The sequence below is a fragment of the Ruegeria sp. YKSD179 genome (assembly GCF_059612885.1).
In genome coordinates this window covers 32,454-46,207 of sequence record NZ_JBXWRL010000015.1, presented here as the reverse complement: position 1 = coordinate 46,207, position 13,754 = coordinate 32,454, and the positions used below count along the sequence as shown (strand labels likewise).

At 52.7% G+C, this 13,754-nt stretch carries 16 protein-coding genes; 11 read left to right on the top strand and 5 right to left on the bottom strand.

The window, feature by feature from the left end:
* Together AC2FNE_RS10335 and AC2FNE_RS10330 are read right to left on the bottom strand one after the other, a co-directional pair.
* Positions 1–872, bottom strand: an 872-nt coding sequence (locus AC2FNE_RS10335; RefSeq protein ID WP_496805323.1) for an aminotransferase, incomplete at its 3' end; no start/stop codon positions are given.
* A 71-nt stretch (positions 873–943) separates the two neighbouring features.
* A complete protein-coding gene (locus AC2FNE_RS10330) occupies positions 944–1,639 on the bottom strand; it encodes a GntR family transcriptional regulator (protein WP_496805322.1) in 696 nt (231 codons plus the stop codon).
* Between the two features lie 131 nt (positions 1,640–1,770).
* Here AC2FNE_RS10330 and AC2FNE_RS10325 point away from each other — a divergent pair, with 131 nt between their 5' ends.
* The 5 genes from AC2FNE_RS10325 to AC2FNE_RS10305 all read left to right on the top strand — a co-directional run bounded on the left by AC2FNE_RS10325 (position 1,771) and on the right by AC2FNE_RS10305 (position 7,054).
* Complete coding sequence (locus AC2FNE_RS10325) at positions 1,771–2,856, top strand: polyamine ABC transporter substrate-binding protein (protein ID WP_170603174.1); 1,086 nt, start codon at positions 1,771–1,773, stop codon at positions 2,854–2,856.
* Between the two features lie 67 nt (positions 2,857–2,923).
* The gene (locus AC2FNE_RS10320; RefSeq protein ID WP_496805321.1) at positions 2,924–4,051 is read left to right on the top strand and encodes an ABC transporter ATP-binding protein; all 1,128 of its coding nucleotides are present in this window, start codon (positions 2,924–2,926) and stop codon (positions 4,049–4,051) included.
* Positions 4,051–4,941, top strand: coding sequence for an ABC transporter permease subunit (locus AC2FNE_RS10315; RefSeq protein ID WP_170479309.1), 891 nt, complete (start codon positions 4,051–4,053; stop codon positions 4,939–4,941). Before AC2FNE_RS10320 ends, AC2FNE_RS10315 begins: the two co-directional genes overlap by 1 nt.
* Positions 4,938–5,756 (top strand): ABC transporter permease, encoded by an 819-nt coding sequence (locus AC2FNE_RS10310; RefSeq protein WP_170603178.1) that lies wholly within the window; start codon positions 4,938–4,940, stop codon positions 5,754–5,756. The genes AC2FNE_RS10315 and AC2FNE_RS10310 overlap by 4 nt, the downstream gene beginning before the upstream one ends.
* Entirely contained in the window at positions 5,753–7,054 is a 1,302-nt protein-coding gene (locus AC2FNE_RS10305) for an NAD(P)/FAD-dependent oxidoreductase (RefSeq protein WP_170603180.1), read from the top strand. Before AC2FNE_RS10310 ends, AC2FNE_RS10305 begins: the two co-directional genes overlap by 4 nt.
* Before the next feature lie 4 nt (positions 7,055–7,058).
* Here the strand turns inward: AC2FNE_RS10305 and AC2FNE_RS10300 are convergent, their stop codons facing one another.
* From AC2FNE_RS10300 to AC2FNE_RS10290, 3 genes are all read right to left on the bottom strand, one after another.
* Positions 7,059–7,883 carry a phosphotransferase family protein gene (locus AC2FNE_RS10300; RefSeq protein WP_367648128.1) on the bottom strand — a complete coding sequence of 275 codons (825 nt, stop codon included), beginning with the start codon at positions 7,881–7,883 and terminating at the stop codon, positions 7,059–7,061.
* A gap of 96 nt (positions 7,884–7,979) precedes the next feature.
* On the bottom strand, positions 7,980–8,645 hold the full coding sequence (locus AC2FNE_RS10295) for a flagellar hook capping FlgD N-terminal domain-containing protein (RefSeq protein WP_496805320.1): 666 nt from the start codon (positions 8,643–8,645) through the stop codon (positions 7,980–7,982).
* Positions 8,646–8,648: 3 nt separating this feature from the next.
* A complete protein-coding gene (locus tag AC2FNE_RS10290; RefSeq protein ID WP_170603184.1) occupies positions 8,649–9,896 on the bottom strand; it encodes a flagellar hook-length control protein FliK in 1,248 nt (415 codons plus the stop codon).
* A 112-nt stretch (positions 9,897–10,008) separates the two neighbouring features.
* Here AC2FNE_RS10290 and AC2FNE_RS10285 point away from each other — a divergent pair, with 112 nt between their 5' ends.
* The 6 genes from AC2FNE_RS10285 (at position 10,009) to AC2FNE_RS10260 (ending at position 13,708) form a co-directional block, all read left to right on the top strand.
* Positions 10,009–10,284 (top strand): rod-binding protein, encoded by a 276-nt coding sequence (locus AC2FNE_RS10285; protein WP_496805319.1) that lies wholly within the window; start codon positions 10,009–10,011, stop codon positions 10,282–10,284.
* Complete coding sequence (locus AC2FNE_RS10280) at positions 10,274–10,621, top strand: flagellar biosynthesis protein FlgN (RefSeq protein ID WP_496805318.1); 348 nt, start codon at positions 10,274–10,276, stop codon at positions 10,619–10,621. Before AC2FNE_RS10285 ends, AC2FNE_RS10280 begins: the two co-directional genes overlap by 11 nt.
* Positions 10,622–10,831: 210 nt before the next feature.
* Positions 10,832–12,067: a flagellin N-terminal helical domain-containing protein gene (locus AC2FNE_RS10275; RefSeq protein WP_496805317.1), complete on the top strand. Its 1,236-nt coding sequence runs from the start codon at positions 10,832–10,834 to the stop codon at positions 12,065–12,067.
* A 77-nt stretch (positions 12,068–12,144) separates the two neighbouring features.
* A complete protein-coding gene (flaF, locus tag AC2FNE_RS10270; protein ID WP_496805316.1) occupies positions 12,145–12,522 on the top strand; it encodes a flagellar biosynthesis regulator FlaF in 378 nt (125 codons plus the stop codon).
* On the top strand, positions 12,519–12,920 hold the full coding sequence (flbT, locus tag AC2FNE_RS10265; protein WP_496805315.1) for a flagellar biosynthesis repressor FlbT: 402 nt from the start codon (positions 12,519–12,521) through the stop codon (positions 12,918–12,920). The genes flaF and flbT overlap by 4 nt, the downstream gene beginning before the upstream one ends.
* Positions 12,917–13,708 (top strand): DUF1217 domain-containing protein, encoded by a 792-nt coding sequence (locus AC2FNE_RS10260; protein ID WP_496805314.1) that lies wholly within the window; start codon positions 12,917–12,919, stop codon positions 13,706–13,708. The genes flbT and AC2FNE_RS10260 overlap by 4 nt, the downstream gene beginning before the upstream one ends.
* Positions 13,709–13,754: the final 46 nt, after the last annotated feature.

Sequence of the window (13,754 nt, the reverse complement as noted above, 5' to 3'; positions counted from 1 at the left end):
TTGGCGATCGTCATGATATCGGGCCTAATTCCAACTGTCTGGGAACCAAACCAATTTCCTGTCCGGCCAAATCCGCAAATAACCTCATCCGCAATCAGAAGGATGTCATACTTGTCGCAAATGCGTTGGATTTCTGGCCAGTAAGAATCAGGGGCAACAATAACGCCACCGGCGCCTTGTACGGGTTCCGCGATAAACGCGGCAACGCGGTCTTCGCCCAGTTCCAGTATGGCCTCTTCCAGTTCACGAGCGCGCGCCAGACCGAACTCTTCGGGTTGCGAGTCGCCGCCTTCTGCCCACCAGTTTGGTTGATTGATGTGGTGGATGTTGGGAATCGGGATGCCGCCCTGAGCATGCATTCCAGCCATACCGCCCAAAGACGCCGACCCAACGGATGATCCGTGATAGGCATTCTTGCGGCTAATGATGATGTTCTTTTCCGGCTGACCTTTTTCAGCCCAGTAGGTACGGACCAATCGAATGTTGGTGTCGTTCGCTTCGGACCCGCCCGCAGCAAAAAACACATGGTTCAAATCACCGGGTGCCAACTCCGCTAACTTCGCGGCCAGCGCTATTGCGGGCACGTGAGTCGTTTTAAAAAACGTGTTGTAGTAGGGAAGTTCCCGCATCTGCCGTGCAGCTGCTTCGGCCAATTCGTCTCGGCCGTAGCCGATATTGACACACCACAGCCCGGCCATTGCATCGAGGATTTCCTCACCGTCGCTGTCAGTCAGGTAGATGCCTTTTGCCCTGGTGATGACGCGCGCGCCTTCTTTCCCCAGCGAGTTATTAGCCGAGAACGGGTGTATGTGATGCGCCGAATCCAGGGCCTGTAGTTCGGCAGTCGGCATGTGATTGGTAATGGTCGACATCAAAGAATCTCCTGCAAGAGCGTTCGGGGCTAGAATATGATCAAATTAATTGCTGTCAATCGAATCGCATTCTAAGTGCGGGTCGCCAGAGCGCCAGATATCAAATCCATGCCTTGTTCGACGTCTTGCGCCGTGGCCAACGCGGCCTTTTCTGAGTCCCGGTTACGAAGTGCCGAGATGATATCCTTGTGCCTGTCCGGCAAACTTTGGGTGCCGAATCGGCCGCAGACAACGCGTAAAGACGGCCCGAATCTCAGCCACAAACGCTCAGCCAAATCGTACAAGATCGGCGCGTCGGCAAAGGAGTAAAGGGTTTCATGAAAGGCGTGGTTCAAACGCAGGTAGCCGCCCACGTCCCCTTCCGAAATGGTCCGATCCAATTGCTTGTCCAACTGCTCCAACCGATCGATGTTCGCCTCGTTGAGATTTGCGGTAGCTCGCTTGGAAAGCTCTGATTCTATGGCCTTTCTTGCAAATATCAACTCTTGCACATGAACGTCCGACAGCAGCGGAACGCTGACTCTGCGGTTGCCTTGAAACACCAACGCGCCGTCCGAGATTAACCTGCGGATGGCTTCGCGGACCGGTGTCATGCCGACGCCCAGCGAATCACTCAGGCCCTGAATTGTAACGGGCTGACCTGGAACAAGATCGCCAAACAGAATCTGTGCCTTGAGGGTTTGGTATACCTGCTCGTGCGCGGGTTGTTTCTCATTATTCATCTGAGCTGCGGTTGCCTTATTTTTGATCAAATCCAATTGGTTCATCCCGGTTCAGGCCCCTGTGACTTGTCAACAATGAAGCCCCATGAAACCATAAGCTCGATCTCGGAAAAACGCAAAACTTGATCAAATCCTAAAAAACGGGAAAATACCCGTACATCTACAGGGAGAAGACAATGAAACTAAAAGCGCTGACGATGACAGCGATCATGGCACTGGGGACTTCGGCGGCTCTCGCTGAAGAAGTGCGGGTCTACAATTGGTCGGATTACATCGATGAAAGCTTGCTAAGCAAGTTTGAAGAAGAAACAGGATTGACCCTGATCTATGACGTTTTTGACAGTAACGAGGTTCTGGAAACCAAAATGCTGGCAGGCGGTTCGGGCTACGACGTTGTGGTTCCGTCGGGCACGTTTTTACAACGTCAGATCCAGGCCGGAGCATTTCAGGAACTGGACATGTCACAGTTGTCTAATGCAGGCAACCTTTGGGATGTCATTCAAGAACGTACGGCCGGGTATGACCCAAATAACGCTTATTCGATCAACTACATGTGGGGCACCACTGGCATTGGTGTGAACGTCGGAAAGGTGAAGGAAGTGCTGGGTGATGACGTTGCACTGAACAGCATGGACTTAGTGCTGAAGCCCGAGAATATGGAGAAGCTCGCGTCTTGCGGCGTGCATTTCCTTGATGCGCCTTCGGAGATAATTCCGATGGTTTTGCAATACATCGGCGAAGATCCTGACAGCCACGACACTGACGTGATTGGCAAGACAGAAGAGATTCTGGTTAGTGTGCGTCCTCATATTCAAAAGTTTCACAGCTCAGAATACATCAACGCGCTCGCAAACGGCGATATCTGTATTGCTGTAGGTTGGTCAGGTGACATTTTGCAAGCACGCGACCGTGCTGCCGAAGCTGAAAACGGGGTCGAGATCGAATACCATCCTTTTGCCGAAGGGTCATTGATGTGGTTCGACCAGATGGCGATCCCTGCTGATGCACCGAATCCCGAAGGCGCACACAAGTTCCTGAACTTTATTCTGGACGCCAACAACATGGCGACGGCTTCTAACTATGTGTACTATGCAAACGGCAACGAAGCCTCTCAAGAATTTCTGGAAGAGGACGTAATTGGCGATCCGGCGATTTATCCGGATGATAGTACAATGCAGAACTTGTATATCACGACGCCCTATCCAGCAAAAACCCAGCGCGTTGTTACGCGTCTTTGGACCAAGATAAAATCGGGCACCTGATCCGATTTTCCAGGCAAGGCGTTATGCGCGCCTTGCCCTTTCTCCAGACCGACGAACGGGGGCCGTTTTGAACTCTAGCGTCTTTGCGCCGTGGGATGATCCACAGGCGAAACCTTTGATCCAATTCCAGAATGTCACCAAAAGGTTTGGTGAGTTTACGGCTATCGACAATCTGTCTCTGGATATTTTTGAAAAAGAATTCTTTGCTTTGTTGGGCCCGTCGGGCTGTGGCAAAACCACAATGATGCGGATGTTGGCCGGTTTCGAAACCCCAACAGATGGGCACATCTTGTTGGGCGGGCAGGACATTGATCCGATCCCGCCCAACAAGCGTGCTGTCAACATGATGTTCCAGTCTTACGCGTTGTTTCCGCATCTCAGCGTTTGGGACAACATCGCCTTTGGTTTGCGCAGGAACAACGTGTCCAAGCACGATTTGGAAGATCGTGTCGAAGAGATGTTGCGGCTGACCCGATTGGAACAGTTTGCAAGACGGAAGCCGCATCAAATTTCCGGCGGCCAACGTCAGCGGGTGGCGTTGGCGAGGTCCCTAGCCAAAGCCCCTAAATTGCTACTGCTGGACGAGCCTCTGGGCGCGTTGGACAAAAAACTGCGCCAGGATACGCAGTTTGAATTGATGGATATTCAAGAAAAAACCGGCACCACTTTTGTGATCGTTACCCACGATCAGGAAGAAGCCATGACTGTTGCCAGTCGTGTGGCTGTAATGGATCAAGGCAAGTTGATGCAGGTGGCCACACCGGATCGAATATACGAAACACCAGCTTCGGTTTATGTGGCTGACTTTATTGGTGACGTAAACATTATACCGGGACGCGCCACCGCGAACGGGGATGACGCCTACCAAATCGATTGGGCCGAAGGGCAGGCGCCGATTACTGCAACCTCAGCTACGTCGTTCAGTAATGGGCAAACTTGTCATCTGGCGATCCGGCCAGAAAAGGTGACGATCTCGGCGGAACGCCCCGCAGAAGCAGTTAACGCGATTCAGGGTAAGGTGCATGACATTGCATATTTAGGGAACCTATCCACCTATCACGTCCAGTTGCCGAATGGCACGATAATTAAGGCGCAGACGGCCAACACACGTCGAATTTCGCGGCGCTCATTTTCTTGGGAAGACCCGGTTTGGTTGTCTTGGACAGCCACTGCCGCGGTTCTGTTGACCAGCTGATGCGGCGCGCTTTTCTGATAGCAGTACCTTATGTATGGTTGCTGGCACTGTTCTTGGTGCCCTTCTTCATCGTATTAAAGATTTCTTTGTCGGACACCGAACTCGCTATTCCTCCTTACACTCCTACGCTTGACCTGAGCCAAGGATGGGCAGGGATCAAAGAGTTTTTCAGCCAGTTGGACTTTGAAAACTTCGTCTGGTTGACCGAGGATGATCTGTACTGGAAAGCCTACTTATCAAGCGTCAAGATTGCGCTGATTTCAACGTTTTTCACGCTGTTGGTCGGCTATCCGATTGCGTATGGAATGGCCCGGGCGCCGCAAGAATGGCGGCCGACATTGATGATGCTGGTGATTCTACCTTTTTGGACATCATTTCTGATCCGGGTTTATGCGTGGATGGGTATTCTCAGCAACGAAGGCTACCTGAACCAGTTGCTGCTTTGGACCGGTATCATCTCGACCCCATTGACCATTTTGAACACCAATACCGCGGTATATATCGGGATCGTCTACACCTATCTTCCATTTATGATCCTACCAATTTACTCGGCGCTCGAAAGGTTGGATGGGTCGTTGATCGAGGCTGCCGAAGATTTGGGGTGCTCTCGCATACAGGCGTTCTGGCTTATCACCGTGCCGCTTTCGCGACCCGGAATTATTGCAGGATGCTTTTTGGTGATGATCCCAGTCATTGGTGAATTTGTTATCCCGTCGCTGTTGGGTGGGTCCGGCACGCTGATGATAGGCAAAGTTTTATGGGAGGAGTTCTTCTCGAATCGAGACTGGCCAGTAGCCAGTGCTGTAGCAGTCGTCCTTCTGCTAATTCTGGTTATTCCGATCGTGTTGTTCCAGCGAAACCAGCAAAAGCAGACGGAGGCAGAACAATGACCAAGTTAAGCTGGTTCAATACTGTATCCCTGACGCTGGGGTTTGCTTTCTTATACATTCCGATGATCATCCTGATTATCTTCAGCTTCAACGAAAGTAAGTTGGTGACGGTTTGGGCTGGGTTCTCGACTAAATGGTACGGGGAACTGGCTCAGAACGAGGCTTTTTTGGATGCCGCTTGGGTCACTTTGCGAGTCGCGGTATTTTCCTCGACCTTGGCGACAGCCCTTGGCACAGCCGCAGCATACGTCCTGGTGCGCGGGGGTCGATTTTTTGGTCGCACCTTGTTTTCAGGTATGATCTACGCGCCATTGGTGATGCCCGAAGTGATAACTGGCCTTTCGCTTTTGCTGCTTTTTATCGGCATTGGTTTGGATCGGGGTATCTTGACCATTGTACTAGCACATACGACATTTTCGATGTGTTTTGTTTCCGTGGTCGTATCTTCGCGATTGGTTACATTCGATCGCTCGTTGGAAGAGGCAGCTTTGGATCTGGGGTGTTCACCCGCTCAGGCTTTTCGGCTGGTTACGCTTCCAATCATAGCGCCAGCGGTGATATCGGGATGGTTGCTTGCCTTTACGCTTTCGCTGGACGATTTGGTGATCGCTTCATTCACTTCGGGCCCGTCAGCAACGACGCTTCCAATTAAAATATTCTCGGCAGTACGCCTCGGTGTAAGCCCCGAGATCAACGCGCTTTCAACGCTTATGATTGCCGTTGTCACTATTGGGGTAGTTACAGCTTCACTTGTGACGAAACGTGCGATGATGCGGCAACGGCAGGATGAATTGGCTGCCGCGCGTGTGGAATGAAGCGCATCTTCCCAAACTATAGCTATGGTCCTGGACCAAGACAAAACTGTTGGTGGGATGAGACGACTCAAGCACCGGATTGGCCCATCCAAAGTGGCGAATTAGACGCTGAAGTCGCAGTCATCGGCGGCGGATTCACAGGTCTGTCCGCAGCCTTGCATCTGGCCGAAGAAGGCAAATCCGTTGTTGTGCTTGAGGCCGAGACACCCGGTTGGGGCGCCTCCGGTCGAAATGGAGGGTTTTGTTGTCTGGGGGGGTCCAAGCTGAAGCCCGAGACTTTGGTAAAACGGTACGGAGAGGTTGCGGCGCAGGCATATGAGCAGGCGGAAGTCGATGCAGTCGACCTGGTTGCCGAGTTGCTGGCGCGGTATCGGATTGAAGCCGACACCCATTCCAAAGGTGAAACGGTGCTTGCCCATTCTGCGAAGGCAATGAAAAAGCTGCGGCAGAAAGGTGAAGCAGGCGGTGTATTGCATGAAGCAGACGATTTGCCGGCGCTAGGGCTGGGTGGCACTTTTTTTGGGGGGTATACCACTCCGGTCGGGTTTGGGCTGAACCCCAGAAAGTACCTTTTTGGTTTGGCGGCGGCGGCGCGTGATCAGGGTGCGGAACTATTTCAACGCAGTGCTGCGTTGGACGTTCGAAAGACTGCCGTCGGGTATCAACTTTCCACACCATTGGGCAGCGTGCGTGCGGAGAAGGTTTTGTTTTGCACAAACGGTTATTCCAGTGAAGACTTTCCACTTTGGATGGCGGGCCGATACATGCCTGCGCAATCAACGGTTCTCGTAACGCGTCCTCTGACGGACGTTGAATTACAGGCACAGGGCTGGTCTTCGAACCAGATATGCTATGACACACGGCACCTTCTGCACTACTTTCGCCTGATGCCAGACAAACGATTTCTCTTTGGTATGCGAGGCGGGCTGATATCTTCCCCAAAGGCCGAGGCGAAAATTCGCAAAAAGGTGCTCCGGAATTTTCATGTTATGTTTCCGGCTTGGTCGCAGGTAGAAGTCACGAATGTCTGGTCGGGGTTCGTATGTCTTGCCTGGGACTTGTTACCATTTGTGGGCGCCGTTCCTGATCAACCCGGATGCTTTGCGGGTTTTGCTTACCACGGCAACGGCGTTGCGATGGGGTCGTATTGCGGTCAGGCACTCGCCCGATTAGCTATGCAGCAACCAGCGGAAATTCCCCTGCCGATTTCCACCCCTCCTCGGCGGTTTCCACTGGGTCGTTGGCGCCGCGCTTTGATGCCGCCAGCCTACGCGTTGATGGCGTTGGCTGATCTCTGAAAGATTAGAGTGTCGCTATTTCCAGATCGAATCCAGCCGAGTAATCCAAAGCTCCGTTTTCAATTCGCCAAAGGCAATAGGCCGCCATGCGCCAAGCAAACCAAGCACGCAGTGCGTTGTAGCGCTCGGTAATTTTTGGCTGTCCGTAAGCAGTTAGGAACCTGTCTGTTTCTGCCGTGGTTAGTGGTGCGCCACGGTAGATGTATTGCATGGCAGGGGATAAAAAAATTGCCAAATCCTCGCAAGGGTCGCCCCAGGCCGGGCATTGCCAATCGATTAGAGTCAATCCTGATGAAGATACCAGAATATTGCCCGGAACCGGATCGCCGTGAATCAAGCGAGTATCACGGGTCGGGGCAATATAAGTTTTGGGTTTGTAACGGTCCATGCGGCTTTTGGAGTTCGTTCGACATTTCGCCAAGATACGCAAAGCGTTCGCTTCAAGATCACCAGTGCCGTTACACCCTGCAGGCGCATCTAATTTTATCTTGGATTCGTGTAGTGTACGTAGAAGTTGAGCAACTTTCTGAACACCTTCTTGCCAAGGTGTACCAGGTGCATGGTCGTAGAGCACCCAATTGGAACTCTCGAATGCTCCTGTCGCCCTTATTTTGGGGACAAACCCAGTACACTTGAGTGCCTGTAAAGTTTTTGCCTCAGATTCTGCGTCGTTCCGGAAAAGTGGATTGTCAAAAGGGGCGCGGTACAGTTTCAGAACCGCATTATTGTCACCGCCCAAAACTTTCCAAACCCGATTAGTGCGTCCGCCGAAAAGTGTTTCGAATCGTACCAGCGATGAGACAAGCCCTTGTGCCTCCAATTGCGCCACCAAGTTGGCCGGGGGGAAAAGTGGATCAGTCAGGTTGGTACCAGGTCATTGGGCGAGTCGCGGATACCCAAGCAATGGACCGCCCAGACCGCCAGATCAAGCGCCCTTGCGAATGCTCGTGATCGAGTCCGCTAAAACAATCGCACCGCTGTCCAGTTTTAAAGCGACCTCGCCATCATGCATTTGTGCTTCCACTACCCTACTGTAAACCGCTGCCGGATTGTTCGAAATTTTGTCGCGACCCTTGTAGCTTTCCAACGTTGCCGAATAGACACCTTGGGGCAACTCCTCACCTTCACTGTCTTCGCCTGCCCAAGAATACTCGACATCTTCTACGGGTACAGGAACGCGAGCGACCACAACGCCGTCAGCGTCACGGAAAATCAGTTCCGCCCTGTCAGCATGTGGTTCTGCGTGCGTTTCAATTGCCACTGGTTCACCATCGTATCGAAAGGCGGTTGCTGCATGTACTTCAGTGCCGACCCAGTTGGACATCTTATCCAACTGGCTTCCACTAAGGGCGACAGCAAGCCCGGATAACAGCTCGTTAGCTTGCACCTGTTGTTCGACCATTGAAAACTGGGCCAACTGCGACGCAAATTCTGCGGAATCCAATGGTTTTAATGGGTCCTGATAGCGCGCCTGAGTGGTCAACATCTTTATGAAAGTCTCGAAATCAGAGGTCAGTATCGATGCGCGCGGCTTGGAGTTGTTTTCTACAGCCGGTGTGGATTGAGACGGGAAATTTACTGATGTAGTCATGGATCAAAGCCTTAGATCAAGGCCGCGTTCAAGGCCTGCTGGTGTGGGTCGCGGTGCGGGTTCGGCCAAGTCTTCTGAATCGGCGGCATCAAAAAGAGCCTGCTGAGGTGAATCATTTGCATCTTGGTGAGAGCCCCAGGCCATGCTGAGGTCAAAGGAAAGGTCACCCAATCCCAGTTTCTGAAACTCGGCCGACAGAACGCCAATATGCCGTCGCATCAAGTCCAGCGTTTCCGGCCTTTCTGCCGAGATCATCAGATAAAAGCCGTCCTCCCGACCGCCCATGGATATCGAGACACGTCCCAACTCTTCGGGATTGAGGGCGATTTCGACGTTTCCAGAGCCGGGTTTTGTTGTCACGACAGCGGCTATTTGTCCCGCGACGGCCCGCGCCGTTTCAGGACGCGTAAATACGGTCGCAGGTAGGGTTGAGCTATCGCGGATAACCGAAGAACTTGGCCCGTCTCGAACCGTGGAAACAGTGCCGAGGTCACTGTCGAACATCGACTCGCCCAACTCTGTTGTCGGGTCCTGCGTAGGCGTAAATATCAAAGGCGTGGTGTTAACAGCAGGGGCTGAGAATGGGGCCACGTAATTGACCGCGCGGGCTTGAGGGTTCGAATTCATCGGCGCCTGATCGAGCTTTTCCGGAATGTCCGTCGGAAATTTGTCCTGTTTTGGGATTTCACCCGTCTCGCGCAAAATGGCGGCCTTGTGCGCAATCTCAATGGTGTTGATTCGATGGACATTCGGTGCGCTGTTGTTCTGAACAGGCAATTCGGCAGACCGATTAATACTTCTGAACTGAGGATCGTTGGCTCTACCGCCCGAAGCAATGGCTTCCGTCTCTGGATTATTCTCAAACAGTTCAGTCGTCTTAGACGTCACTTGTTCGATTGCGACGGCACTGTGCGTTGGTACCTTGGTGCCAGATTCTGCCGAAGGCTCCTGCGTTTCGGCCGAGGCTGTTGGACGAATCGGTTCTGCGTCGATTGCCAACGGCGCTCCGACCATCGGCACCTCGCCATCCAGATCGGGCAGCTCCGCTTCGACGTTTTCGGCTTCGATTTCTTCAGCCGTCGATGCCGAAATCTCAGTTTCGTCTTGGGTGGCTTGGTCCACCGGGGCGAACAGGTTCAATATCTCGAGGAAATCGGAACCTTCCTGTCCTTCCGGTTGGTCAGCCTGGGGTGCGCCAGCAGAAGTGCCAGCCGGGATTGAGGCCATAATGTTCATCAGCGGGTTGGGCATTTTGCTCCGGGCTCCGTTTGTATGCCGGATATCTGCCCCCAAGGAGGTTACATTTTTTTTAACCGCTTTCAGGTCTGCTTGAGAAAGTTAGAAACAAATTTCGGAGAACCCGATGAATATTCTTCCAATTGGCTCTGAGGGGCAGGTCCCTGCGAATGCCTCACGCATTCAGGCCGCCGCAGTCGAGCTGGAGGCCACTTTTCTGGCCGAAATGCTGAAATCCGCCGGATTGGGCAAAACCAGTGATTCCTTTGGTGGCGGAGCAGGTGAGGATCAGTTCGCATCCTTTCTGACACAACATCAGGCGCGACAACTGGCGCAGGCAGGTGGCGTTGGCCTCTCTGAAATCCTTGTAAAATCAATGATGGAGAAAACAGATGCCGAATGACCTTATCAAGTCTTTAGAAGACATGTTGGATCTGGAACGCGCCGCGTTGGTCGAAGGTGACCTTGACCGATTGGGCAAAATGAGCCCCGAAAAAGAAAAGTTGATTGACGATATCAATGAACTGCAAGTGCAGGACAGCGACGAATTGATTGCTGTTCAGAAAAAACTGGAACGGAATCAGGCGCTGTTGAACAGCGCAGCCGAAGGGATTCGCGCGGTGGCTGACCGGATGTCCGAGCTGCGCCGCGTCAGGCAAGAGTTCACGACTTATGATGCAAAAGGACAGCGCAGCGGCTATCCGATGCGTGGTGAGGTCAAGCTGGAAAAACGCGCATAGCTCAAGGTTTGATTCAAATCCTAGATTTTAGGGCAGGCCATCTTAGCACTCCGTTAGGGGATTGAAGGTCAAGGTGGTCCTGCACCTGAAACAACAGGTGGCGCGTCGGCCGAAAGGCAAGTCGCAAAAGTCAGAACGACAGAATGCCTGCTTAAGTGGCGGGACTAACGAGGGCGTCAAACGCGCCCGATCAATAAAAGGATGACAAGTATGTCCAGCATTCTGACGAACAATGGCGCAATGGTTGCGCTGCAAACTCTTCAATCGGTCAACAAAAGCCTTGTTGAGACACAAAATGCGATTTCGACCGGTAAGCGGATCGCATCGGCCAAGGATAACTCGGCCATTTGGGCCATCTCCAAAGTGATGGAGTCTGATGTCAAGGGCTTCAATGCGGTCAAAGACAGTCTGGCGTTGGGTCAGTTGACAGTGGCCGTCGCGCGCAACGCGACTGAAACTGTCACGGAACTCTTGATGGAAATAAATGGCAAGATTCAGTCTGCGCAAGGTGCAAATGTTGACCGTGCTGCGCTTCAGCGCGACGTTGTTGCGCTGCGCACGCAGATAAATGACGTCATTAATGGCGCTCAGTTTAATGGGCTCAACTTGCTGGACGGTGGTGCCGGCACGACCATCCTGTCTTCGCTTGATCGGGACAACGCTGGCAATGTCAATGCAAGATCAATCACCGTAGTGGGTGGGGACTTGGCGACTGGCGATTATACCGCCAGTAACGTATTTGACGGTTCCGAAGGTGTGAGCGCCAACGGCGATTCTGCAGGTTTTACTTTGGACGCTGCTGGAGCTACCGCAGATGTGGTGATAGCGTCCGCCGCTGGCGTGGGTACTGAATTCGCGGCTGGCGACGAGGTTATTATTACCGTCGCAGGTCGGACTGCCTCTTACACGGTTCAGGCGTCGGACTTAAACCCAGGGGCTTACGAGGAAGATGTCACTAACCCACTTGTCGCAGTTGGCGTGAAGAATGCGGTCGAGGCGCTTGGGATAAACGGGTTAATCATCGCTTATGCCGATGCGACGTTGACGTTTACGACTCTGGCTCCACCTGATGCCGCCGATCAAGACTTGACTGTTTCGGCCCAGTATAAAAACGCTGGTTCTGGCGGCTTGGGTGCCCTTACTTCAATCAACATTGGCACTGAATCCGGTGCTGCAGCGGCGCAGAACGTAATTGCCGGTCTTTTGAGTACAGCAACCTCGGTAGCATCTTCATTTGGTTCTGCAGAAAGGCAGATTGAGACCCAGAAAAGTTTCATTTCGAACCTGGTTGACTCGTTCAAATCTGGCATCGGAGCCCTGGTTGACGCCAATATGGAAGAAGCATCGGCCCGGTTGCAGGCGTTGCAGGTTCAGCAGCAGCTGGCGACCCAGTCGCTGTCGATTGCGAACCAGGCACCGCAGTCCATCCTGTCGCTATTCCGTTAATAACGGCACCATACCGGGGCGCGACCACCGCGCCCCGGCATTGACAGCCAATTAGTGGACGACCGGAAGGATTTCACGTGACACCGCAACTAATTGCCCACAGGGCTTATACCCAGACGGCGGCCCCAACACGGACGCCCCGGGATACAGAATTCGAAACAATATCTCAGATCACGCGCAGGCTCAAGGCCGCATCGGCCCGAAAAGCAACCAATTTTGGTGAATTTGTCATGGCGCTATACGAAAACAGACGGCTTTGGAATGTACTGGCCACTGGCGTTGCTGATGAGGACAACGCGCTGCCAAATGAATTGCGTGCCAGACTTTTTTATCTGGCTGAATTTACCGACGAACACAGTAGCAAAGTTCTAAGTCAGAATGCGGGCGTAGAGCCGCTGCTGGAAATCAACATGGCCGTTTTACGAGGCCTACGCCAAATGGGGAGCATTTCATGAGTGGACTGGTTCTGAAACTGGCACCTAAGGAACGGGTGCTGATCAATGGTGTGGTGATCGAGAACGGTGATCGCCGGACAAGGTTTTCAATCATGATGCCAGAAGCCAATGTCCTAAGGCTGCGTGACGCAATCCATCCGGACGAGGCAAACACGCCAGTCCGCCGCGTTTGTTATGCCGCGCAATTGGTATTGTCCGGGGATACAGAACCCGATGGCGCCCGGCAACAGCTGTTGCGCCGCGTCGAAGAGTTGAGTCAAATATTTACAGATTCGGACAGCAGGCTCGTTCTGACCGAGGCGACAGAGGCGTTGGTCGCCGAACAATACTACAGATGCCTGAAATCGCTGCGATCCCTACTGCCGCGCGAAGAACGGCTGATGGCGTATACTCAATGACCTATCAACCGGTTATCCCACTTGGTGGCGTTGCAGGCTGGAGATTTCTGCAGCGCACCTATGACTTGCAGCTTCAGAGTTTCGAAGCCTCAAACGTCAATTCGCGTTCATCGACCTATTTCCTAGAGAATATTGGAAAAATCCAAACAGCTGAGGAACTGGTATCAGACCGAAGGTTGCTGCAGGTGGCGCTGGGTGCCTTCGGTCTGGAAGAGGATTTGAACAATCGTTACTTTGTTCAAAAGATCCTTTCGGATGGTACCAATGCGAATGACGCTCTGGCCAATCGCCTGGGAGACTCGCGCTATCGCGCCTTTTCTAAGGCTTTTGGATTTGGCCCAGGGGAAGTACGCAAAACCGGGCTGACAACCAATATGAAGAAAGTCGCAGAGGACAACATTATTGCCCGGTTCGAAGCAGCGGTTGGTGAATCTGATGACTCGATGCGTATCGCGCTTTACGCGCAGCATAAGTTGCCAGAAATAGCGAACAAAGAAGGCAGCGAGACGCGGAAATGGTTTGACCTGATGGGTACTCCTCCTCTTCGGTCAATGATGGAAACTGCGCTGGGGTTGCCGTCGTCGATTGCGCAGCTTGACCTCGACCGGCAGGTAGCCATTTTTCAGGATAGGCTATCACGGGTCACAGGTTCCGACGAAATGTCTCAATTTACGGATCCTGAAGTGGTTGCCAAACTTACTGACACATATTTGGCGCGAAATCAGATTGCGCAGATTCAAGCGACTATTTCACCAGCGCAAACTGCCCTCATTCTATTGGGTGGTTGAAATCTTGTAATTCCGCGGCGCTTTTCAATCTCAAGTGTCTAGAAAA

Bases quoted from the DNA above. Each gene is read 5' to 3' on its own strand.
- AC2FNE_RS10285 (WP_496805319.1), top strand. From the start codon at position 10,009: ATGAATATTCTTCCAATTGGCTCTGAGGGGCAGGTCCCTGCGAATGCC.
- AC2FNE_RS10290 (WP_170603184.1), bottom strand. From the start codon at position 9,896: ATGCCCAACCCGCTGATGAACATTATGGCCTCAATCCCGGCTGGCACT.
- AC2FNE_RS10315 (WP_170479309.1), top strand. From the start codon at position 4,051: ATGCGGCGCGCTTTTCTGATAGCAGTACCTTATGTATGGTTGCTGGCA.
- flbT (WP_496805315.1), top strand. From the start codon at position 12,519: ATGAGTGGACTGGTTCTGAAACTGGCACCTAAGGAACGGGTGCTGATC.
- AC2FNE_RS10310 (WP_170603178.1), top strand. From the start codon at position 4,938: ATGACCAAGTTAAGCTGGTTCAATACTGTATCCCTGACGCTGGGGTTT.
- AC2FNE_RS10260 (WP_496805314.1), top strand. From the start codon at position 12,917: ATGACCTATCAACCGGTTATCCCACTTGGTGGCGTTGCAGGCTGGAGA.
- AC2FNE_RS10325 (WP_170603174.1), top strand. From the start codon at position 1,771: ATGAAACTAAAAGCGCTGACGATGACAGCGATCATGGCACTGGGGACT.
- AC2FNE_RS10280 (WP_496805318.1), top strand. From the start codon at position 10,274: ATGCCGAATGACCTTATCAAGTCTTTAGAAGACATGTTGGATCTGGAA.
- AC2FNE_RS10330 (WP_496805322.1), bottom strand. From the start codon at position 1,639: ATGAACCAATTGGATTTGATCAAAAATAAGGCAACCGCAGCTCAGATG.
- AC2FNE_RS10275 (WP_496805317.1), top strand. From the start codon at position 10,832: ATGTCCAGCATTCTGACGAACAATGGCGCAATGGTTGCGCTGCAAACT.
- AC2FNE_RS10295 (WP_496805320.1), bottom strand. From the start codon at position 8,645: ATGACTACATCAGTAAATTTCCCGTCTCAATCCACACCGGCTGTAGAA.
- AC2FNE_RS10305 (WP_170603180.1), top strand. From the start codon at position 5,753: ATGAAGCGCATCTTCCCAAACTATAGCTATGGTCCTGGACCAAGACAA.